The sequence below is a fragment of the Arthrobacter sp. GW822-FHT05G07 genome, assembly GCF_058799755.1.
Genome location: NZ_JBXALT010000008.1, coordinates 222,263 through 244,726, shown reverse-complemented (window position 1 = coordinate 244,726; position 22,464 = coordinate 222,263). Strand labels below are relative to the sequence as shown.

The 22,464-nt window shown below is 61.8% G+C and carries 18 protein-coding genes; 7 read left to right on the top strand and 11 right to left on the bottom strand.

What is annotated here, in order from left to right; translation table 11 throughout:
- The first annotated feature begins 42 nt into the window (after positions 1 to 42).
- A complete protein-coding gene (locus tag AC1RJY_RS15630; RefSeq protein ID WP_011775541.1) occupies positions 43 to 1,731 on the top strand; it encodes a formate--tetrahydrofolate ligase in 1,689 nt (562 codons plus the stop codon).
- A gap of 350 nt (positions 1,732 to 2,081) precedes the next feature.
- On the opposite strand, the gene AC1RJY_RS15625 is transcribed toward AC1RJY_RS15630, so the two are convergent.
- From AC1RJY_RS15625 to glmS, 8 genes are all read right to left on the bottom strand, one after another.
- Entirely contained in the window at positions 2,082 to 3,167 is a 1,086-nt protein-coding gene (locus AC1RJY_RS15625) for an inositol-3-phosphate synthase (RefSeq protein WP_011775542.1), read from the bottom strand.
- Between the two features lie 168 nt (positions 3,168 to 3,335).
- Positions 3,336 to 4,373, bottom strand: coding sequence for an L-glyceraldehyde 3-phosphate reductase (gene mgrA / locus AC1RJY_RS15620; RefSeq protein WP_014922368.1), 1,038 nt, complete (start codon positions 4,371 to 4,373; stop codon positions 3,336 to 3,338).
- 79 nt (positions 4,374 to 4,452) lie between these two features.
- Positions 4,453 to 6,225: a malto-oligosyltrehalose trehalohydrolase gene (gene treZ, locus AC1RJY_RS15615; RefSeq protein WP_498602669.1), complete on the bottom strand. Its 1,773-nt coding sequence runs from the start codon at positions 6,223 to 6,225 to the stop codon at positions 4,453 to 4,455.
- A 110-nt stretch (positions 6,226 to 6,335) separates the two neighbouring features.
- Positions 6,336 to 8,648 (bottom strand): malto-oligosyltrehalose synthase, encoded by a 2,313-nt coding sequence (gene treY / locus AC1RJY_RS15610; RefSeq protein WP_498602668.1) that lies wholly within the window; start codon positions 8,646 to 8,648, stop codon positions 6,336 to 6,338.
- Positions 8,645 to 10,927, bottom strand: coding sequence for a glycogen debranching protein GlgX (gene glgX / locus AC1RJY_RS15605; RefSeq protein WP_011775546.1), 2,283 nt, complete (start codon positions 10,925 to 10,927; stop codon positions 8,645 to 8,647). The genes treY and glgX overlap by 4 nt, the downstream gene beginning before the upstream one ends.
- Positions 10,928 to 10,996: 69 nt before the next feature.
- Positions 10,997 to 12,574 (bottom strand): NAD(P)H-hydrate epimerase, encoded by a 1,578-nt coding sequence (locus tag AC1RJY_RS15600; RefSeq protein WP_498602667.1) that lies wholly within the window; start codon positions 12,572 to 12,574, stop codon positions 10,997 to 10,999.
- 15 nt (positions 12,575 to 12,589) lie between these two features.
- Entirely contained in the window at positions 12,590 to 12,937 is a 348-nt protein-coding gene (locus AC1RJY_RS15595; RefSeq protein WP_011775548.1) for a holo-ACP synthase, read from the bottom strand.
- Positions 12,938 to 12,941: 4 nt separating this feature from the next.
- Positions 12,942 to 14,825 (bottom strand): glutamine--fructose-6-phosphate transaminase (isomerizing), encoded by a 1,884-nt coding sequence (gene glmS / locus AC1RJY_RS15590; RefSeq protein WP_043806225.1) that lies wholly within the window; start codon positions 14,823 to 14,825, stop codon positions 12,942 to 12,944.
- A gap of 138 nt (positions 14,826 to 14,963) precedes the next feature.
- On the opposite strand from glmS, the gene coaA reads away from it, so the two are divergent.
- On the top strand, positions 14,964 to 15,935 hold the full coding sequence (gene coaA / locus AC1RJY_RS15585; protein ID WP_011775550.1) for a type I pantothenate kinase: 972 nt from the start codon (positions 14,964 to 14,966) through the stop codon (positions 15,933 to 15,935).
- 1 nt (position 15,936) lies between these two features.
- Positions 15,937 to 16,806 carry a M15 family metallopeptidase gene (locus tag AC1RJY_RS15580; protein WP_014922372.1) on the top strand — a complete coding sequence of 290 codons (870 nt, stop codon included), beginning with the start codon at positions 15,937 to 15,939 and terminating at the stop codon, positions 16,804 to 16,806.
- Positions 16,807 to 16,877: 71 nt separating this feature from the next.
- Here AC1RJY_RS15580 and glmM read toward each other — a convergent pair whose 3' ends face one another.
- From glmM to rplM, 3 genes are all read right to left on the bottom strand, one after another.
- A complete protein-coding gene (glmM, locus tag AC1RJY_RS15575; RefSeq protein WP_011775552.1) occupies positions 16,878 to 18,242 on the bottom strand; it encodes a phosphoglucosamine mutase in 1,365 nt (454 codons plus the stop codon).
- A 159-nt stretch (positions 18,243 to 18,401) separates the two neighbouring features.
- On the bottom strand, positions 18,402 to 18,908 hold the full coding sequence (gene rpsI / locus AC1RJY_RS15570) for a 30S ribosomal protein S9 (protein WP_011775553.1): 507 nt from the start codon (positions 18,906 to 18,908) through the stop codon (positions 18,402 to 18,404).
- A 38-nt stretch (positions 18,909 to 18,946) separates the two neighbouring features.
- A complete protein-coding gene (gene rplM, locus AC1RJY_RS15565; RefSeq protein ID WP_011775554.1) occupies positions 18,947 to 19,390 on the bottom strand; it encodes a 50S ribosomal protein L13 in 444 nt (147 codons plus the stop codon).
- A gap of 288 nt (positions 19,391 to 19,678) precedes the next feature.
- Here rplM and AC1RJY_RS15560 point away from each other — a divergent pair, with 288 nt between their 5' ends.
- From AC1RJY_RS15560 to AC1RJY_RS15545, 4 genes are all read left to right on the top strand, one after another.
- Positions 19,679 to 20,323 carry a prepilin peptidase gene (locus tag AC1RJY_RS15560; RefSeq protein ID WP_498602666.1) on the top strand — a complete coding sequence of 215 codons (645 nt, stop codon included), beginning with the start codon at positions 19,679 to 19,681 and terminating at the stop codon, positions 20,321 to 20,323.
- Between the two features lie 319 nt (positions 20,324 to 20,642).
- Positions 20,643 to 20,840, top strand: coding sequence for a Flp family type IVb pilin (locus AC1RJY_RS15555; protein ID WP_210063550.1), 198 nt, complete (start codon positions 20,643 to 20,645; stop codon positions 20,838 to 20,840).
- A gap of 95 nt (positions 20,841 to 20,935) precedes the next feature.
- Positions 20,936 to 21,385, top strand: coding sequence for a TadE family protein (locus AC1RJY_RS15550; protein ID WP_011775557.1), 450 nt, complete (start codon positions 20,936 to 20,938; stop codon positions 21,383 to 21,385).
- Positions 21,373 to 22,437: a pilus assembly protein TadG-related protein gene (locus tag AC1RJY_RS15545; RefSeq protein ID WP_011775558.1), complete on the top strand. Its 1,065-nt coding sequence runs from the start codon at positions 21,373 to 21,375 to the stop codon at positions 22,435 to 22,437. Before AC1RJY_RS15550 ends, AC1RJY_RS15545 begins: the two co-directional genes overlap by 13 nt.
- The last annotated feature ends 27 nt before the right edge of the window (positions 22,438 to 22,464 follow it).

Genomic DNA, 22,464 nt, shown 5'->3' with positions numbered 1-22,464 from the left:
CAGCAGCAGCATCCCCGCTGCGGGCAGAGCCGAAGGACAACGATGTCTGAAAACAAGGTCCTGAGCGATCTTGAAATTGCCCACAACGCCACCATGCTTCCCGTTGAAGCAATCGCCGAACGCGCGGGCATCAATGTGGATGCCCTTGAGCTGTATGGGCCGTACAAGGCCAAGATCAATACGGCCAAGCTGGTGCTCCCCCGGGGAAAGGCGCCCGGCAAGGTGGTGCTGGTCTCTGCCATGTCCCCCACCCCGGCAGGCGAGGGCAAGTCCACCACCACTGTGGGACTCGCGGACTCCCTGGCCCGCGCTGGCCACAAAGTGATGATTGCCCTGCGCGAGCCCTCCCTGGGCCCCATCCTCGGCATGAAGGGCGGGGCTACGGGCGGGGGCTATTCCCAGGTGTTGCCCATGGATGACATCAACCTGCACTTCACCGGCGACTTCCACGCCATCACGTCCGCAAACAACGCCCTCATGGCACTCGTGGATAACCACATCTTCCAGGGCAACCAACTCGGAATCGATCCACGCCGCATGACGTTCAAGCGCGTGCTGGACATGAACGACCGTGCATTGCGGGAAGTCGTCATCGGTCTCGGCGGGCCCATGCAGGGAGTGCCCCGGCAAGACGGCTTCGATATCACGGTGGCTTCGGAAATCATGGCGGTCTTCTGCCTCGCCACAGACCTCGACGACCTCCGGGAACGGCTGGGACGCATCACCTTCGGGTACACCTACGATCGCACCCCGGTCACCGTTTCGGACCTCGGCGTGGAGGGGGCCTTGACCATGCTTTTGAAGGACGCCATCAAGCCGAATCTCGTCCAAACCATCGCAGGCACCCCCGCCTTGGTCCACGGCGGTCCCTTCGCGAACATTGCGCACGGCTGCAATTCGTTGATCGCCACCAGCACCGCCATGCAGCTTGCCGACATCGTGGTTACTGAGGCCGGCTTCGGCGCAGACCTCGGTGCCGAGAAGTACATGGACATCAAAGCGCGCATCGCCGAGGTGGCACCATCCGCCGTCGTGGTGGTTGCCACAATCCGCGCCCTCAAGATGCAGGGCGGCGTTCCCAAGGAGAAACTCAACGAACCAAACGTCGAGGCTGTCGCCGCCGGCGTCGAAAATTTGAAAAGGCACGTGGGAAACGTGGCGAAGTTCGGTATCTCCCCCGTTGTTTCCATCAACAAGTTTGGATCAGACACTCCCGAGGAACTTGAGTGGCTCCTCGCTTGGTGCGCTGCAGAAGGCGTGGAAGCAGCCGTCGCTGATGTCTGGGGCCGAGGGGGCGGAGGCGATGGCGGTGACGAGCTGGCGGCCAAAGTCGCAGCAGCTTTGGAAGCCCCGTCCAACTTCCACCACCTGTACCCGCTGGAACTCGGTGTTGAGGACAAGATCCGCACGATTGTGCAGGAGATCTACGGAGCCGACGGAGTGGAGTTTTCAGTCCCCGCGCTCAAGCGTCTCGCCGAGATCGAGAAGAACGGCTGGTCAGGACTCCCGGTGTGCATGGCCAAGACACAGTACTCGTTTACTGACGATGCCTCGAGGCTTGGCGCGCCCAAGGGATTCCGCGTGCACGTCCGCGAACTGATTCCCAAGACGGGTGCCGGCTTCATCGTTGCGTTGACCGGCGCGGTGATGACCATGCCCGGCCTCCCCAAGGAACCGGCCGCGATGCGCATGGACGTCGACGCGGACGGCAACCCTACGGGCCTTTTCTAACCCTCTCTCACATCCCACCCCCTTCCGGCCAACCCTCTCCCACATCCCACCCCTTCCGGCCAACCCTCTCCCACATCCCACCCCTTCCGGCCAACCCTCTCTCACATCCCACCCCCTTCCGGCCAACCCTCTCTCACATCCCACCCCCTTCCGGCCAACCCTCTCTCACTCTTTCTAGGAAAGTGATAGAGTGTCACGCTCAAACCCGAGGGATGTGAGAGAGCGTTCGGCTCAAACCCGAGGGATGTGAGAGAGCGTTCGGCTCAAACCCGAGGGATGTGAGAGAGCGTCCGGGAACGACAGACGCCCTCCCACATCAGTGGAAGGGCGTCTGTTCAAACCGTGGTGGTTTAGCGCTCGATGTCGCCGCGGATGAAGGCTTCAACCTTGTCGCGGGCGAGGTCGTCGTTGAACTGCTCCGGAGGCGACTTCATGAAGTAGCTCGAGGCGGAAAGCAGCGGACCGCCGATGCCGCGATCCAAGCCGATCTTCGCAGCGCGGATGGCGTCGATGATCACGCCGGCAGAGTTCGGGGAGTCCCACACTTCGAGTTTGTACTCGAGGGAAACCGGAGCGTCACCGAAGTTGCGGCCCTCAAGGCGGACGAAGGCCCACTTGCGGTCATCGAGCCAGGCAACGTAGTCGGACGGTCCGATGTGGACGTCGTCGGCGTGCAGCTCGGCTTCTACGTTCGAGGTCACGGCCTGGGTCTTGGAGATCTTCTTGGACTCGAGGCGGTCGCGCTCCAGCATGTTCTTGAAGTCCATGTTGCCGCCGACGTTCAGCTGGTATGTGCGGTCCAGCGTGACGCCGCGGTCTTCGAAGAGCTTTGCCATGACGCGGTGCGTGATGGTGGCACCGATCTGGCTCTTGATGTCGTCGCCAACGATCGGGACGCCGGCTTCGGTGAACTTGTCAGCCCACTCCTTGGTGCCGGCGATGAAGACCGGGAGGGCGTTGACGAAAGCAACTCCGGCGTCGATGGCGCACTGGGCGTAGAACTTGGCTGCCTGGTCCGAACCGACGGGCAGGTAGCAGACCATGACGTCGGCTTTGGCTTCGCGGAGCGCAGCGACGATGTCAACGGCTTCATCCGGAGCCTCGACGATCGTTTCGCGGTAGTACTTGCCGAGACCGTCAAGGGTGTGGCCGCGCTGAACAGTCACACCGGTTGCGGGAACGTCGGCAATCTTGATGGTGTTGTTTTCGCTGGCGCCGATGGCGTCTGCGAGGTCCAGCCCAACCTTTTTGCTATCGACGTCGAAAGCAGCAACGAAGTGGACGTCGTTGACGTGGTACTGGCCGAACTCGACGTGCATCAGACCCGGGATCGTGGCCTTGGGGTCAGCGTCGCGATAGTACTGAACACCTTGGACCAGCGATGCGGCGCAGTTACCTACACCGACAATGGCAACACGAATCGGATGTGAAGACACGGAACTCCTTTTGAGAAATAACCTCAGGTGCCAGGCGCATCCCTGACTGAGTCCAGGGCACGGCTAATTGGCACGGCGCCATTCGGCGCACACTTGCATTGTAACCAACACAGCGGAAGCCGGTTTTGTTCCCTACCGGCTTCCGCTGTTTATGTCAGTTCTTGAAGGTTACTTCTGAGCCCACAGATTGATGTCCGACTCGACGGCGAACTCGTCAATCGCAGTCAGCTCATCTGTAGTGAACTTCAGGTTGTTGATCGCGCTGAGAGTGTCCTCAAGCTGGGCCACGCTGGAGGCACCAACAAGCGCGGATGTCACCGGCGAACCCTTGGGCTGATCGCGAAGGATCCACGCAATGGCCATCTGCGCGAGGGTCTGCCCCCGACCCTCGGCAATGGCGTTCAGGCCGCGCACGCGGTCCAGCTTGTCTTCCGTCAGCGCGGACTCGGACAGGAAGCGTTCCTTAGCTGCGCGGGAGTCCGCCGGAACGCCGTTGAGGTACCGGTTGGTGAGCATGCCTTGCGCGAGCGGTGAGAAGGCGATGGATCCTGCGCCCACCTGGTCCAGTGCCTCGTAGAGGTTGGGTGAGCCGTTCTCGGTCCACCGGTTCAGCATGGAGTAGCTGGGCTGGTGGATCAGCAGCGGGGTGCCAAGCTCCTTCAGGATCCGTGCGGCTTCGAGGGTCTGCTCCGGGGTGTAGGAGGAGATGCCCGCGTAAAGTGCTTTGCCGGACCGGACTGCGTAGTCCAAGGCGCCCATGGTCTCTTCCAGCGGCGTCTCGGGGTCGGGACGGTGGCTGTAGAAGATGTCCACATAGTCCAGGCCCATGCGCTCCAGCGACTGGTCCAGGCTGGAGATCAGGTATTTGCGGGATCCCCACTCGCCGTAAGGGCCGGGCCACATGTAGTAACCGGCTTTGGTGGAGATGACCAGTTCGTCACGGTACGGCTTGAAGTCGTCTTTCAGGTGACGCCCGAAGTTGGTCTCGGCCGATCCGTCCGGCGGTCCGTAGTTGTTGGCGAGGTCGAAGTGGTTTACGCCGAGGTCGAATGCACGGCGGAGGATGGCGCGCTGTTCGTCGAATCGTTTGTCGTCGCCGAAGTTGTGCCAAAGGCCCAGCGAGATAGCGGGTAGCTTGAGTCCGCTGCGTCCGACGCGGCGGTAGGGCATGGTTTCGTAGCGGTTTTCCGCAGCCGAATAAGTCATACGTACCATCCTGCCACTGCATAAACCGGGGTGACGGCGCTGTCCGCATTGTGGGCGCCGTCACCCTCGATCCATGGACTTACTGGACGCGCACGACGGCGGCGCTAGCGCCGGGAAGCGTCAGCGTCCCGGCTTCCAGGGCTGCTTCGCCGTCGGTGGCCAGCAGCACGGAGCCGCTCAGTGGCGTTTCGAATGCGTCGTCCCCGAAGTTGCATACCACCCGGACGGTGCCGCGGGTGAACTGCAGCCAGTGTTCGTCGTCGTCGAACTCAACGGAAGTCTCACCGAAGCCGCCCTCCACCAATTCCGGGGTGTTACGGCGCAGCTGTGCCAAATCCTTGTAGAGCTGCAGCAAGCGTGCGTGGTCCCCATCGCCGATTTCATCCCACTTGAGCTTGGAACGCTGGAACGTCTCCGGGTCCTGCGGATCAGGAACAACTGCCGGATCCCATCCCATGCGTTCAAACTCCTTGATCCGTCCCTCGGCTGTTGCCTTACCCAGCTCTGGTTCCGGGTGGGACGTGAAAAACTGCCACGGGGTGGAGGCCCCAAACTCCTCACCCATGAACAACATGGGCGTGAAGGGGGATGTCATGGTCAGCACAGCGCCGATGGCCAACTGTCCGTAGGACAACGTAGCCGTGAGCCTGTCACCGATGGCGCGGTTGCCGATTTGGTCGTGGTTCTGGAGGCAGACCACCAGTGCTGACGGGTGGGCCAAGTCACGCCGAATGGGCCTTCCATGGTGTCGTTCTCTGAAACTGGAGTAGCTTCCGTCGTGGAGGAATCCGTGTTCAAGGACTTTTGCCAGCACTGCCAGAGAGTCGAAGTCCGAGTAGTAGCCGGTGGTCTCCCCGCTGAGATTGACGTGGACGGCGTGGTGGAAGTCATCGCTCCATTGGCCTTCCAAACCGTAGCCGTTGTCCTGGCTCGGGTAGATGAGCCGAGGGTTGTTCAGATCGGATTCAGCGATCAAGGTCCTGGGTATACCTGTTTCGGCCTCAATCTGGTCTCCCAGCGCCCCGAACTCTTCGAGGATGTGCACGGCGCGCTCGTCCCGAAAAGCATGCACAGCGTCGAGTCGGAGTCCGTCCACATGGTAGTCCCGGAGCCACATCGCTGCATTGTCCAGAATGTAGCGGCGAACGTCGTCCGAGCCGGGGCCGTCAAGGTTTACGGAATCACCCCAGGTGTTGCCCTCTCCGGATTTCAGGTACGGGCCGAACTTGGGCAGATAGTTGCCGCTCGGCCCGAGGTGGTTGTAAACAACGTCCTGGATGACACCAAGGCCCGCTGCATGTGCCGCGTCCACAAAGCGCTGGTACGCGGCCGGACCGCCGTAAGGCTCGTGAACGGCATACCAAAGGACGCCGTCGTAGCCCCAGTTGTGAACCCCGTTGAACCCGTTGACCGGCAGCAGTTCAATGAAATCGACCCCGAGGTCCACCAGGTAGTCCAGTTTCCCGGCGGCGGCATCCAGCGTGCCTTCAGGAGTGAAGGTGCCCAGATGTAGTTCGTAGATCACGGAACCCTTGAGGTTCCGCCCTTTCCACTCGCTGTCCTTCCATTCATGGACGGAGGGATCGAAGGTCGCGGACAGCTGATGAACCCCGTCCGGCTGCCTCCGTGAGCGCGGATCGGGGAACGGACCCTCCCCGTCCAGTACGTAGCCGTACCGAACCCCGTCGGTTTCCTCTGCCACCACATCAGCCGGCGCGCGCCACCATCCGGAGGCGGCGCCGTCGTGATGCTTTTCCATGGCGTATTCCCGGTCGTCGGCGAGCAGCCGAACAGAACCAGCGTTCGGTGCCCAGACGTCGTAACGGTTTTTTCCAGCAGCGTGCTCCAGCATCAAGCTCCCCTGTACGTGTTTAAGCGTGCTTTGCAGTGACGATGTTGCCAGTCCAGCGATCAGGCCAGTCCAGCGATCAGGCCAGTCCAGCGATCAGGCCAGTCCAGCGATCAGGCCGTGGGCACCAACAGGGCCACCGGGTAATGCTCCAGCAAGGTGGCCACCGGAACAGCACCGGCCCCGTATGTAGCTCCCGTGAGTTCATCCCGGCAGTTCACAGTCAATTCAATGGTCGTGTCCCGCCAGCCGCCTTCGCTTGCGAGCCGCTTGGGCAGGCGTGTGGCAACGGTGAGGGCTCCGCGACGGTCCGCCCCGCGGTCGAAAGCCACCACGTGTCCCGCTGCAGCGCCTTGGGCCGCGACCGGTAGGTAACCGGCGAACAGCTCAGGCCTGTCACGGCGCAGCCTTAGTGCGCGGGAAACCACCAGGAGTTTGGCGGATTCATCCGTGAACGCGGGCTTGGCGCCATCATCCAGCTCCGCCAAGGCAGCGATGCGGGCTTGGAAGTCCACCGGCCGCCGGTTGTCGGGGTCCGTCAGCGAACCGTCCCTGAATTCCGTCCCTTGGTAGACGTCCGGGACGCCGGGCATGGTCAGCTGGATCAGTTTGGCGGACAGCGAGTTGGACGTTCCGTAGGGTTCGAGTTCTTCCACGAAGTTCGTCAGCGCGGCGGCAACCTCAGGGACGTCGAAAACGGCGTCGACGGCGGTAGCCAACTTACGCTCGAACTCCTGGTTGGGGTCGGTCCAGTTGGTGGAGTTCCCGGCTTCGCGGGCCGCTTTCAAGGCGTAGGACTGCAGTCGTTGGCGATCTGCAGGCCACGCGCCGACGATTGACTGCCAGACCAAGGCGGAGAGGGGTCCGTCCGGGATGGGGGCGAGCTCCTGAACGGTGCCAAGGAACAGCTCCCATTCCGGTACTGCCTCGGAGATGACCGAGATCCTGGCGCGTGCATCCTCGCTCCGCTTGGTGTCGTGCGTGCTCAGGGTGGTCATGGAGAGCGGCAAGAGCTGCTGCCTTCGGGCCATGCGCTCATGGAAGACTCCGCTGGGGATGGAGAATTCCGTGGGATCAGCGCCCACTTCCGTCAGTGATCCAAGCCGCGTGTAGCGGAAGAACGCGGTGTCCTCCACGCCCTTGGCCATCACCATGCCGGATGTCTGCTGGAAACGCTGGGCCAGCAGGCTGGATTCATCCAACAGGAGAGGCTGAAGCTGGCTGAGGACAGTTGCCAGGTCGGGGCGCTCCCTGGCAGCGTTTTCCACGGACTCTACGAGGGTCTTCCCGCCATAGGGCAGATACGTCCTGTAGATAGGGAAGCAGCAGATGACTTCAGCCAGGGCGTCGGCCACCTTGGCGAACGGCAGTTCCAAGGATTCAGGCACAAGGCGGGCAAGACGCAGGATCTCCGAGCGCAAGATGCCATCCGCGATCCGACGCTTGGTCGCATGAATCATGGCGTGGTAATCCGCTGGGGCGTCCGCGTTCCGCAGACGGGCATCAAGGGAGTTCAGGTACTCTTCAGCCGCTGGGTCCACAAAAAGACGGTCAACGTCGGCCAAGGCGTCATACCCGGTGGTGCCTTCGCAGTCGAAGGTCTCCGGCAACTGCTCCCCCGGTTCCAGGATCTTTTCCACCAAAAGGTATGCGCCCGCCGTCGCTTCGCGCAGCCTTGCGAGGTATCCCTCGGGGTCGGCAAGCCCATCCGGGTGGTCGATCCTCAGCCCGTCCACCAGGCCTTCACGGAACCAGCGAACGATCTCTTTATGGGACTCGTCAAAGACCCAGGGAACCTCAACGCGCACTCCGGCCAAGGTGTTAACAGCAAAGAACCGGCGGTAGTTCAGGTCAGCGTCGGCCCGGCGCCAGCCGACCAACTCATAGTGCTGCCGCTCATGGACCTCGCGCGGGCTATCCCCGGACGCGTACGTTCCTTCGGCCAGCGGGAAACTGTGATCGTAGTACCGCAGTTCGTCGTCCACCACCTTCAGCTCGTCAAGGTCGTCGTCACTGCCCAGGACAGGGATGCGGATCTTCCCGCCGCCGAAGTCCCAGTCGATGTCGAAAGCCTCGGCGTATTTTGAACCGCGGCCTTCCTTCAGCAGCTGCCACCACCACGCATTCTGCTTGGGCGAAGCAACACCCATGTGGTTGGGCACGATGTCGGCGAGGATGCCCAGGCCCTTGTCCTTCGCTGCCGCGGACAGTGCGGAAAGCCCCTCGGGCCCTCCCCTTGAGGGATCCACAGTGGAGGGATCGGTGACGTCATAGCCGTGATCCGAACCCTTCTCCGCGGTGAGGATCGGTGAGACGTAGACCCAATCGATTCCCAGGGTGCGCAAGTATCCGGTGAGCTCAGCCGCATCCTGCAACGTGAAGCTCGGGCGAATTTGGAGCCGGTACGTCGAAACGGGGGTTTTCACGAGTCCGCCTTCTTCGGGTCGCCGGCGTCCTTGGACTCAGCCGGCGCGTCCGCCTTGTAGTCGAACGGCAAGGACGTCACTGCAGGGGCGGTGATCGATGCCGTTTCCGGAGTGCTTGTCTGCGTAAGAGCTGCAAGGGAGGCTGCCACCGAGTGATCGGGTTCAATCTCAGGAGTGCTGTGGGCGCGAAGTACCACCAAGGACTTGCCGCCTACCATGAGGATCTGATCGGGCTTGATGACGCCGGCTTCAGCACCTTCTCCAGCGGTATCGATCATGACATCCCAAGCAGGCGCATACTCATCGGAAGGAATCCGGAAGCCTACTTCGTCCTGGTCGGCGTTGAAGTACAACAGGAAATTGACGTCGGTGATGCGTCGACCCTGTGTATCCCGGCCATGGATACCGTCTCCATTGAGGAACACGCCCACGGAGCGTCCCAAAGCTTCGTCCCAATCGGACGGCGTCATAGTGCTCGCGTCAGCGTCCAGCCATACGATGTCCGGCAGACGCTCGCCTTCTCCACGGAGCACCGGGCGCCCATCGAAGAATCGGCTGCGACGCAGGCTGGGGTGTTTGGCCCGGAGTGCGCTAACCGCCGCCGTGAACTCGATCAGGGGTTGGTCAACGTTGTCCCAGTTGATCCACGTCAACTCTGAGTCCTGGCAGTAACCGTTGTTGTTGCCGTTTTGGGTCCTGCCGAGTTCGTCTCCGTGCAGAAGCATGGGAACGCCCTGGGAGAGGAACAGCGAGGCTATGAAGTTGCGCTGCTGACGTGCCCTCAGGCCAAGGACCGTGGGATCATCCGTGGGCCCTTCCGCACCGCAGTTCCAGGAACGGTTGTGGGATTCGCCGTCATTGTTGTCTTCACCGTTGGCCTCGTTGTGCTTCTCGTTGTAGGAGACGAGGTCGGCCAGGGTAAAGCCATCGTGCGCGGTGACGAAGTTAATCGACGCCACAGGGCGACGCCCGGAATGTTCGTAGAGGTCCGCCGAGCCGGTGAGCCGGGAAGCGAACTCGCCCAAGGTGGAAGGTTCCCCGCGCCAGAAGTCGCGGACGGTGTCGCGGTATTGGCCGTTCCACTCCGTCCATTGCGGAGGGAAGTTACCCACCTGATACCCACCAGGTCCAACGTCCCACGGCTCAGCAATGAGCTTGACTTGGGACACTACCGGGTCCTGCTGGATGAGTTCGAAGAAGGTGGACAGCTTGTCCACATCGTAGAACTCACGGGCCAGCGTGGAGGCGAGGTCGAAACGGAATCCGTCAACGTGCATCTCGGTGACCCAGTAACGCAGCGAATCCATGAGCAGCTGGAGCGAGTGCGGGCTGCGGACGTTGAGCGAGTTGCCCGTGCCGGTGTAATCCATGTAGTACTTCTGGTCGTCTTCCACCAGGCGGTAGTACGCGGAGTTGTCAATGCCCTTGAAAGACAGGGTGGGTCCAAGGTGGTTTCCCTCGGCGGTGTGGTTGTACACGACGTCGAGGATGACCTCGATACCAGCGGTGTGCAGCGCCCGCACCATGGCCTTGAAGTCCTGGACCTGCTGGCCGGTATCACCCTTGGAGCTGTAACTGTTGTGGGGCGCGAAGAAACCGATGGTGTTGTAGCCCCAGTAGTTGTTCAGGCCCTTGTCCTGCAGGATGCCGTCGTTGACGAACTGGTGCACCGGCATGAGTTCGATGGCCGTGATCCCCAGCTTCTGCAGATGGGAAATAACAGCCGGGTGGGCGACGCCGGCATACGTGCCGCGTTGCTCCTCGGGCACTTCCGGATGCATCTGGGTGAGGCCCTTGACATGTGCCTCGTAGATCACGGACTTGTGGTACGGAATCCGCAAGAGCTTGTCGCCGTCCCAGTCGAAGAACGGGTTGATGACCACGCCCAGCATCATGTGCGGCGCGGAGTCCTCGTCATTGCGGGAATCCGGGTCCCCCATGTTGTACGAGAACAGGGAAGGGTCCCAGTCGATCTGCCGGTGGATGGCCTTGGCGTAAGGATCCAGCAGCAGCTTGTTGGGGTTGAAGCGCTGGCCCGCGTCGGGGTCGTAAGGCCCGTGCACACGGTAGCCGTACTTCTGCCCGGGCTGAACCTGCGGCAGGTAACAGTGCCACACATAACCGTCTACCTCGGTAACAGCGACGCGAACCTCCGCGCCGTCGTCGTCGAAGAGGCAAAGCTCTACTTTTTCGGCCTTCTCGCTAAACAGCGCGAAGTTGGTTCCGGTGCCGTCAAAGGTGGCACCCAGCGGATAAGCCGATCCAGGCCAGACTTCCATGCGTTCTCCTCTTGATGATGCGAACAACTGTTGCAAGCCTACTCATGCCCCCAGACACCGACAGCAACCTTACGGTCTTGTTCGGTCGTATTCCGCGTTGAGCGAACCAATGACGCGTGGTACAGCTGCCATGATCGCCGACGCGGTAAGGGGTCCTCCGTCAAAATTTGCGGACGCCAGGGCTCCTGCCCGGCCGTGGACGCTCGCCGCCACCGCGGCGAGGGCGGCCCAGCGGTCCTCGAGCTTCAAGCCCAAGCGGGCATACGCGCCGTCGTCATCATTGATCGATTCAGCCGCCTGTGCCAGCAACGCGCCCAGAACGCCGGCCAGGACATCGCCGCTGCCTGCTGTCGCCATCCAAGCGGTGCCATCCGATTGACTGAAGACAACGCCCGACGGCGAGGACACCAGAGTGGTGGCACCCTTCAGGAGCACGGTGGCTCCGGTTTGTTCGGCGGCCTGACGCACAAAGTGCAGGGGCCGGGATTCGACGTCGTCGCGGGTGACTTTTACCTCGCCCGTAGAAGGAAGCGAACCCAGCAACGTGGCCAGCTCACCGGCGTGGGGAGTCAAAATCCAATGAGGCGGGCAACGATCCGGCAGGAGGCTCAAAGCTCCCGCATCCACAATCACCGGCAACCCGTCGGCGAGGGCCGACGATCCGGCATCCCTCGCCCGCTCCAGCTGTTCCTCGCCGGCGACACCGGAACCTAGTAACCATGCTTGGACGCGGCCGGGATCATCCGTTTCCCAGAGGGCTTCCGGGGTTCGGGCCAGAACCAGTTGAGCTGCTGCTTGGGGTCCGAGGTAGCGCACCATGCCCGAGCCGGCGAGGGCAGCCGCGTGCACGCTCAAGACAGCCGCTCCGGCAAAACGCGCCGAACCCGCTACTACACCAAGGACGCCCCGGGAGTATTTGTGGGCGCGCCGGCCGGGGTTGGGCAGCAAAGCGCCGATGTCCGAGGCAGTGAGCCTCCGAAGCTCGGGGCTGTTGTGTTCCAGCTGTTTCTCGATACCGATCGGAACCCGCTCCACGCGTCCGGCACAGCCTTCACCCGGATCTGCCATGAGCCCGGCCTTGATGCCGCCGAATGTCACGGTGACATCCGCATCCAGCACCGGCCAATGCACTTCGCCGGTGTTTGCGTCCAGTCCGCTGGGGAGGTCGCAAGCCACTACCAAGCGAGGACGCAGCTCTTGAAGCGAGGCCACCAGTTCGGCAGAGGCGTCCCGCAGCCCACCGCGCGCGCCGGTCCCGAGCAGGGCATCAATAATGACGTCATCCCCGGCGCACAGGACTGCGAGCTCTTCCGCGTTCGCGGCCTCCAGCCGCACACCACGCCCTCCGGCCGCAACAAAAGCAGCCAGCGCCTCCGCGTGGACTTCAGCCGCGGCGAGGACCGCCGTCGTGCGCATTCCGCGTCGGGCCAGCAAAGCCGCAGCGAAGAGGCCATCGCCGCCGTTGTTGCCCTTGCCGACCAGCACCGTGACGCTCGCACCCGCAAGCTTTCGCCTCTTTTTGACCTCACGAGCCACCGCATGGGCCAACCCGTAAGCCGCCCGCTGCATAAGAACAGCGCCCTCACCGGAGGCCAGGAGCGGTTGTTCCGCATCCCTGATCTGTTGTCCGGTGAAGGCGCTGATCATTGCTTATAAGTCCGTTTAGCCCTCGGCGAGGACAGTCGCCGTGGCGATTCCCCCGTCGTGGCTCATGGACAGGTGCCAGCGCTTGACGCCCTTGGCCTCGGCCACGGCGAGCACCGTTCCCTTGACCTGGACGGTAGGTCCGTTCTCGTCGAGGCCGATCCAGCAATCCTGCCAGTTCATGCCCGCCGGAGCGCCCAGAACCTTGGCCACCGCTTCCTTGGCAGCAAAGCGTGCTGCCAAGGACCGGGTGTTGAGTTCCCGCTCGGCAGGAACAAACAGACGGTCCCGGAGTCCGGGTGTCCGTTCCAACTGCCGGCCGAACCGCTCGATGTCTACGACGTCTACGCCAATGCCAACAATCATGGCGTTATTCTACGGTCACGCTCTTGGCGAGGTTACGCGGCTGATCGACGTCGTAACCCTTGGCGCCAGCCAATTCAGCAGCAAAGATCTGCAGCGGAACGGTGGTGAGCAGCGGCATCAGCAGGGTGGGAGTCTCCGGTACGTAGAAGACGTGCTCTGCGTAATCCTTGACGGACTCGTCACCTTCTTCAGCGATGACCAAGGTACGGGCACCACGTGCGCGGACTTCCTGGATGTTGCTGACTACCTTGGAGTGCAGGGAGTCCCGGCCACGCGGAGACGGCACCACAACGAACACCGGCTGGCCGTCGTCGATCAGGGCGATCGGACCGTGCTTGAGCTCGCCGGCAGCGAAACCTTCAGCGTGGATGTAGGCGATTTCCTTGAGCTTCAAGGCACCCTCTAGGGCAACCGGGTAGCCAACGTGGCGACCCAGGAACAGGACGGACTTCTCGTCCTTCATGCTCCGCGCGAGTTCGCGCAAGGGCCCTGCGTTGTCCAGGATTTTCTGGATCTTGGCCGGGATCTTGTTGAGGTCCGCCAGGACATCCTTGATCTGTCCGGAGAAGATGTTGCCGCGCAACTGGGCCAGATAGAGGCCCAGCAGGTAGGCAGCAGTGATCTGCGCCAGGAATGCCTTGGTGGACGCAACGGCGATTTCCGGGCCTGCGTGTGTGTAAAGCACGGCGTCGGATTCGCGCGGGATGGTCGAACCGTTGGTGTTGCAGATGGAGATGGTCTTGGCGCCCTGCTCGCGGGCGTAACGGACAGCCATCAGCGTGTCCATGGTTTCGCCCGACTGGCTGATGGAAACCACCAGCGTGTTGGAATCAACGATGGGGTCGCGGTAGCGGAACTCGTGGGCGAGCTCCACCTCGGTGGGGATCCGGCACCAATTCTCGATTGCGTACTTGGCCACGAGGCCGGCGTAGGCTGCGGTACCGCAAGCCAGCACGATGATCTTGTCCACCTGCTTGAGGAGCTCCGGATCGATGCGGACTTCGTCAAGAGTGAGTTTGCCGTTGAGGTCCGAGCGGCCCAGGAGGGTCTGCGCTACGGCGTCCGGCTGGTCGTGGATTTCCTTCTCCATGAAGGAGCTGAATCCACCCTTTTCGGCAGAAGCAGGGTCCCAGTCAACGTGGTATTCCTTGCCCTCGGCGGGAGCGCCGAAGAAGTCGGTGATCTCCACGGAGTCCGCGGTGATGGTGACAATCTGGTCCTGGCCCAGTTCCACTGCGCGGCGGGTGTAGTCGATGAAGCCGGAAACGTCGGAGCCGAGGAAGTTCTCGCCATCGCCAAGGCCCACAACGAGCGGGGAGTTGCGGCGGGCAGCCACGACGACGTCGGGCTGGTCTGCGTGGACTGCGAGAAGGGTGAAAGCGCCTTCGAGTCGCTGGCAGGCCAGGCGCATCGCCTCGGTCAGGTTGCCGCCGTCGCCATTGAGCTGGTTGCGGAAGATGTCACCGATGAGGGCGGCAGCAACTTCGGTGTCGGTTTCCGATTCGAAGGTGACGCCTTTGCCCAGCAGTTCCTGCTTGAGCTCAGCGAAGTTTTCAATGATGCCGTTGTGAATGACCGCGAGCTTGCCACCGTCGGAGAGGTGCGGGTGCGCGTTACGGTCGGTGGGTCCGCCGTGGGTAGCCCACCGCGTGTGGCCAATGCCGGTCATGGACTCGGGAACGGGACTTGCTTCCAGTTCTGCGATCAGGTTGCTCAGCTTGCCGGACTTTTTACGGGACGAGATGGTCCCATCAGCCACTACTGCGACGCCGGCGGAGTCATAGCCGCGGTATTCCAGACGGCGCAGCCCTTCCACCACAACGTCAAGAGCGCTGTATCCAGCTGCCTTGCGAGACGAATTGCCAACATAGCCTACGATTCCACACATGGGTACAAGCCTAGCGGCTAGTGCAAACAACTGATGTGGGACATCCCAGCTCCTTGACCGCCCCAGCGCATTCCATCACTCACAATTCACCTGCCGGTCGTCGCGCATTTCCTGATCAGCCCCGCGGAGGGCAGAATCATGAGCGTGACTTTGCAACGCACCGAAGCTAATGGCGACGGCGCTTCCCCGTTTGTAGAGCTGGACCGTCAAACGTGGTCCCGGCTTGCAGCGCAGATGGAGCAGCCCCTCAACGAAGAGGACATTTTCCGCCTCCGCGGCCTCGGCGACCCTTTGGACATGAAGGAAGTCCGGGAGGTCTACCTCCCCCTGTCACGCCTCCTGCATCTGTACGTCGAGGCGTCGCATCAGCTCCACGCAGCCACCACCACGTTCCTGGGCGAACAAACCCAGCGCACGCCGTTCGTGATCGGTGTGGCCGGTTCGGTTGCTGTTGGCAAGTCCACCATCGCCCGTGTGCTCCGGGAAATGCTCAGGCGCTGGCCAGGGACTCCCAACGTGGAGCTCATCACCACTGATGGCTTTCTGTACCCCTTGGCGGAGCTTAAGCGTCGGCACCTGCTGGAGCGAAAGGGATTTCCGGAGTCCTACGACCGCCGAGGCCTTCTCCGCTTCGTCTCGGAAGTCAAAGGCGGCGCCGAGGAAGTCCGCGCCCCGTGGTACTCCCACGTTACGTACGACATCGTGCCCGGGAAGGAAGTTGTGGTCCGGCGCCCCGATGTGCTGATCGTTGAAGGCCTCAACGTCCTGGCCCCCGCCCGTCCGCGAATGGATGGCAAACAGGGGCTCGCAGTCAGCGACTTCTTCGATTTCTCCATCTACGTCGACGCCAAAACCTCCTACATTGAGGAATGGTACGTGGACCGCTTCCGGAAGCTGAGAACCACAGCCTTCGCCCAGCCCGAGTCCTACTTCCACCGCTACGCCACACTGTCGGACGACGACGCTGAGTCCACGGCACGCGGCATTTGGAAGCGCATCAACGAGCCGAACCTTGAGGAGAATGTTCTGCCGACCCGCGGACGTGCGCAGTTGGTACTCACCAAGGACGCAGACCACTCCATCCGCCGCATGCTCCTGAGGAAGGTCTAGCGTGGCCAACAATCCTCAGCCGATGCCGAGCCGTCGCGCTTTCGCGAGCCTGCTGACCGCAGGTGCAGGAATGGCGGCCCTCGCCGCCTGCGCACCGGACAACACTGCACCCTCCCCTGTTGCGGCCAACGCCGCCAGCGGGGTTCCCTCGGCCTCCGAAACGCCTTCCGCCGCCACCCCCGGTGCCACAGCCACCGAGCCTGCACCCGTCGAACCCGCGCCCAGCGCTGAACCGTCCAGCACCGCCCCGTCGAGTTCCGTTGCCCCGCAGCACTCGCTGACGGACCCCACGAGTCCCTGGGTTGTGGTCAACAAGCACCGGCCCTTGGCTCCCCAGGACTTCGTTCCGGCAGATTTGGTCCAGCCGAACATACAGCTCGCCGTCAGCGGCGAAGCGGCTTTGCTTAACAGCACGACGGCGGCCGCGGCAGAGAAGATGTTCGGGGCAGCAGCCTCGGAGGGCATCATCATGACGTTGGCCTCCGGCTACCGTTCCTATTCCACCCAAGTGGCCACGTACAACGGGTACGTAGCGAGCACCGGGCAGGCGGCAGCGGACCGCGCCTCCGCCCGCCCAGGGCACTCCGAGCATCAGACGGGGTGGTCCTTCGACATTGGCGATGGTGGCGGAGCGTGCAGCTTCCAACCATGCTTCGCCGAACAACCCGCCGCAGTGTGGGCGAAAGCCAATGCCCACAAGTTCGGCTTTGTGGTCCGCTATCCGTGGATGTTCCACGACACTACCGGGTACTTCTACGAGTCCTGGCACCTGCGCTACATCGGCGTGGAGGCGGCAACCGACATGGCCACGCGGGGCATCGCGACCCTGGAAGAGTACTTCGGGCTCGAAGCAGCGCCGGACTACCTCTAGAACCTTAAACACTGAGGCCCGCTGTCCTGCTTCTACTCAAGCAGGACAGCGGGCCAAAAAAGTGAGCTTTCCTAGACTGCCAATTCGCTGGGAGCGCCCAAACGCTCCTTGACCACGGCAGCAAGGCCCTTGCAGATGCGCTCGGCCGTCTCCATGTCAGCGGCTTCCACCATGACACGTACCAGTGCCTCAGTGCCTGAAGGGCGGAGCAGCACACGGCCCGTCTCACCGAGTTCGAGCTCCGCTGCGGCAACGGCCTCGGCAACGCCTTCATCGGTGGCGGCCCGGGCCTTGTCAACGTCTTTGACGTTGATCATGAGCTGCGGAAGCTTTGTCATGGCGCTGGACAGGTCCTTGAGGCTGCGGCCCGTCAGGGCGACCTGCGCGGCGAGCTGAAGCCCGGTCAGGACACCATCACCTGTAGTTGCGAAGTCCGAGAAGATCACATGGCCGGACTGTTCGCCGCCAAGGTTGTACCCGCCGTCACGCATTTCCTCCAAGACGTAACGGTCACCAACACCGGTCTCCCGGATAGTGATGCCGGCATCGCGAAGGGCGATCTTGAGGCCGAGGTTACTCATGACCGTGGCCACGAGAATGTTGTCCTTGAGCTTTCCGGCTTCCTTCAGTGCCAGCGCCAGGATCGCCATGATCTGGTCGCCGTCCACTTCGTTGCCTTCATGGTCAACTGCCAGGCAGCGGTCGGCATCGCCGTCATGGGCTACGCCAAGGTCCGCGCCGTGTTTAACCACAGCTTCTTTCAGCGGACCCAAGTGGGTGGAACCTACACCGTCGTTGATGTTGAGGCCGTCGGGCTCTGCTCCGATAACTACGACCTCAGCCCCGGCGTCCTTGAACACCTGGGGTGAACAGCCGCTCGCTGCACCATGGGCGCAGTCGAGGACCACCTTCAAGCCTTCCAAGCGCTTGGGCAGCGTGCCGAGCAGGTGCACGATGTACCTGTCCTCGGCGTCTGAGAACCGTTGGATGCGTCCGACGTCGGCGCCTACCGGGCGCTGCGGCTCTTTACCCAACTGCGCCTCGATGGCGTCCTCAACATCGTCCGGGAGCTTCTGACCGCCCCGTGCAAAGAACTTAATACCGTTGTCCGGCGCCGGGTTGTGGGAGGCCGACAACATGACGCCGAAATCGGCGTCGAGATCCGCCACGAGGTAAGCCGCGGCAGGGGTGGGGAGCACACCGGCGTCGTAGACGTCGATGCCGGAGCTGGAAAGCCCAGCCTCCACGGCCGCAGCAAGGAACTCACCGCTGGCTCTGGGATCCCTTGCGACGACGGCGCGCGGCCGCTTGCCATCAGTTGTGCGGTCATGGCCGAGTACGACGGCGGCCGCCTGCGCGAGCTGCATAGCCAGTTCAGCGGTGAGCAATCCGTTCGCGAGACCGCGGACGCCATCTGTTCCAAATAATCTAGACATCGGGTCAAGTTTAGACGACGACAGGACACCACCGGTTCAACAGGTCACTTGCGGTGCGTTTCCTGACTCCCTGCCTGGGTTGTTAAACGACGAAAGCCCGCCCCGCCGAAACGGCGGAACGGGCTTTCGAGTAAGCGCTGAAAGCGCTTGTAAGCGTGTTTAGCGCTTGGAGTACTGCTGAGCCTTACGTGCCTTCTTGAGACCAGCCTTCTTGCGCTCGATGACGCGGGCGTCACGGCTCAAGTAACCGGCCTTCTTGAGGGTGGCGCGGTTGTTGTCGACGTCGATCTCGTTCAGCGAGCGAGCAACACCGAGACGCAGTGCACCGGCCTGGCCGGAGATGCCACCGCCGTGGATACGGGCGATGACGTCGTAAGCGCCTTCGAGATCAAGGATCTTGAAGGGCTCGTTGACGTCCTGCTGGTGCAGCTTGTTCGGGAAGTAGTTGTCCAGCGTGCGGCCGTTGATGGTCCACTTGCCGGAACCCGGCACAACGCGAACGCGTGCAACGGCTTCCTTGCGGCGGCCAACAGCTGCACCGGCAACGGTCAGTGCCGGGCGCTCCTTCTTGGGCGCATCTTCAGCAGATGTGCTTTCAGAGGTGTAGCTGGTGAGGGTTTCCTCAGCCTCGACGGCTTCGGCGGTCAGTTCTTCGTTCTGAGCCACGGTTCTCCTTGTAATGAAAAGTTGGTTGGTGGCCAGGACTACTGGGCGACCTGGGTGATTTCGAAAGTCTTCGGCTGCTGTGCAGCGTGGGGGTGCTCCGGGCCTGCGTAGACCTTGAGCTTGCCCAGCTGCTGAGCGGCGAGGGAGTTCTTGGGGAGCATGCCCTTGATGGCCTTCTCAACAGCGCGAACCGGGTTGGATTCCAACAGCTCGGCGTAGTTGACGGAGGTCAGGCCGCCCGGGTAACCGGAGTGGCGGTATGCGCGCTTCTGCTCCAGCTTGGCGCCGGTGAGGGCAACCTTTTCAGCGTTGATGATGATGACGAAGTCGCCCATGTCCATGTGGGACGCAAAGGTCGGCTTGTGCTTTCCGCGCAGCAGTGTTGCGGTCTGGCTGGCAAGACGACCAAGGACAACGTCGGTGGCGTCAATGACGTGCCACTGGCGGTTGATATCGCCGGGCTTCGGGGTGTACGTACGCACGGTTTTGCCTCGTTCTTGTTCTGGCGTTCATGTTTTAGGCGGCACGCAATAAGGCGTGCACCTACTATGTATGCGCTACCGGAGCAGAGGTGAGGGCTCTATGTACCAGTTATCCCAAGATCTCGAAATGCCTCAGGAGTTAGCGATCCTGCAACTGGATCCCCCGGAAGGCATGTGTCATCGAGATAGGACACGCACAACGACTCTAAACAATACCGTCACTAGGGCGTCCGGGTCAAAATGGGGTAACCGCCCCCAGTGGTAGCGCACTTTTACTAAGGGAGAAACATGAACGATGGCCCCGGCGTCCCGCTCCTCATTGCGCTCCTCGGGTTGCTGCTCAGCCCTACTGCCGAGCTAGTGATCGCCCGCACGCTGCCGCGACTCGGCGGCGCGCCTGCCCTCAAGGTCCGGATCACGACGGCGGGGGTCACCGCGCTGCTTTTTGGCTTACTGGCGTGGCGTTTTGGGTTTTCTCCGGAGTTGCCGGCATTTCTTTTATTGGCATTGCTTGGCGTTCAGCTTTCGCGGATTGATTTCACCGTCCACTTGCTGCCGAACGCCCTGGTTTTACTTTTGTTTGGGGGCGGATTGGTCCTGCTCCTTGCCTCCGCTGCCCTCACGCCAGGATGGGCGGACTTGATTCGAGCTCTCGCCGGAGGAGCGATCCTGTTCGCCGGCTACTTAATTCTGGGACTTATTTCGCCGGGAAGCCTCGGAATGGGCGATGTGAAGCTCGCAGCGCCCCTAGGGCTGTACTTGGGGTACTTGGGTTGGGGCCAAGTACTCTTCGGGGGGCTTCTGGGATTCGTGGTGGGCGGGGTGCTCACGGTCCTGATGTTGCGCCTGCGATCAGCCGAAAAACCCGTGGAGACGGCTCACGGCCCTGCAATGGTAGTCGCTGCCCTGGGCGTGGCCCTGCTCATGAACTAACCAAAGGTAAGTACGCCCTTACTCAGGCACCACTGTGCACCGCAATTAATAAGACTGCTTCGCAAACCAAGTAGTTTCCGCCTGTTATGGCCGTCGAAACTGAGTACTCACGGCCTCCGCAGTGCGCCACCAAGTAATGAGTGGCCCATGAAATCGAGTACGACTACGCATTGTGGCTTCTGCCTGCCCTGGTGAATTCTTATCTCATCGAATTCCGAACCGCTAAAGGCTACATGGGGGCAGTTCGAAAGTCGGACGAATTTCAATTCGGAGTTCGTCATTCATCATTTGCCAATTTTATTCTGGGAAGGATTTTCCAATGTCATCTCTCATGGTTTCCGTCATTTCATTCATCGCCGGCGTCAAGGACCGCTTCACCAACGAGGAGAAGGGCGCGACGGCTGTTGAATACGGACTGCTCGTGGCTCTGATCGCTGCTGTCATCGTTGGCACCGTGCTCACACTGGGCACTGAGGTACTCAAGGGCTTCACCACGGTCGTCAACACCCTTCCGTAGCTCGGAACTGGCCGGCTTCATATCGAAACCCGGGCCGGCTGCTCCGATACACTCATCGGCTGCAGCCGGCCCGGAATCGTTTTCTGGGAGTTGCTATGAGATCCAAAGGTAGGAAGAGTAAAACGCTCTTTAACAGAAAGCCCTCTACCGCTAAAAGCCAGTCTGGTGCGGTAGCAGTTGAATTTGCACTTGTACTGCCGATATTCCTCGTCTTGGTACTGGGGATTTTTGAGTTCGGCCGGGCATTCAACATCCAGATTTCCTTGTCGGAGGCCGCTCGCGAAGCAGCCCGCTACGCAGCTATTCATCAATCAGATTCCACCTACAGCGTCGGCGACGCGCAGGCGGCTGGTGTGGCCGCCGCGCCCACCGTGGACTTGGCTCCGGGCGACATCACCGTCACGTCGTCGGGCACAAGCCCGTGCAACGTGGAGGTCAATATCTCCTACAGCACGCCGTGGATGACTGGATTTCCAGGACTGGTGCCTGGGATGCCGGCCGAGCTGGATATCTCCGGGACAGGAGTCATGCGATGCGGCGGCTGAAACACGATGATCGCGAGCGCGGCGCTGTTGCTCCCATGACCGCCATGCTGATGGTGGCCCTCCTGGGCATGACTGCTTTCGCCGTAGATGTTGCCATGATGTACTCCGAGCACGCTCAGTTGCAGAACGGTGCCGACTCATCAGCAATAGGCATCGCCCAGGCTTGTGCACAGAACGCCGCTTCAGCCGACTGTGCTGCACCCACATCAGCAGCAACCTCCTTGGCGGGCCTGAATGCACTCGACGGTGTCAGTAATGCGCCACAAGCCTCGGTAAATCTGGGCACCGGGACCGTTGATGTCACGACCCAATCCCGCAACACCTCCGGCGACAATCACTTCACTCTGGTGTTCGCGCGAGCCTTGGGCGTCGAGACAGCCAACATCCAGGCCTCGGCCCAAGCTAAATTCGGCGGATTCTCAGCTACCGATGCCATCCCGCTGACGTTCTCCCAATGCGAGGCGGACCCGAGCTTCACCAAAGGCCTGCAGTTCTTCCCGGTTCACGGCACCACGCTTTCCGACGACCCGGACTACGCATGCCAGCACCAGTCTTCATCGGGATTCGAGCTTCCCGGTGGATTCGGCTGGCTCAAACACCCAGGCTCCACCTGCACGGTGCACATAGACATTGACGATCCCTGGTTGGAGGCCAATGAGGGCAACGACTTCGATTCCACGTGTAGCTCCGCCTTCGCGTCCTGGGAGACCAAGCTCAAAGCCGGCAAGCCTGTGGAACTTCTCATTCCGATTTTCGAAACAGCCTGCCCAGTGAAGAAGGGTAAGGGAACCAACCCCTGCGCTTCCTCACCCTACAAGAAGTCCTTCAAGATCGAGGCCTTCGCGCAGATCTCTCTCCGGGGGTGGCATCTCACGGGCGGCGGATCCAGCTACATGACCTCCGATGCCTCTGCGCTTCAGAAGTCCCTGGGTCTCAAGAACAGCGACACAGGTTTGTACGGCACCTTCATCAAGAAAGTAAGTCTGACGGAGGCCGCAACTCTGGGCGGCCCAACCACGTACGGCGCCTTGGGCGTCCAACTCACCGAGTAGTAACCAATCTGGGAGAAAACTCCATTG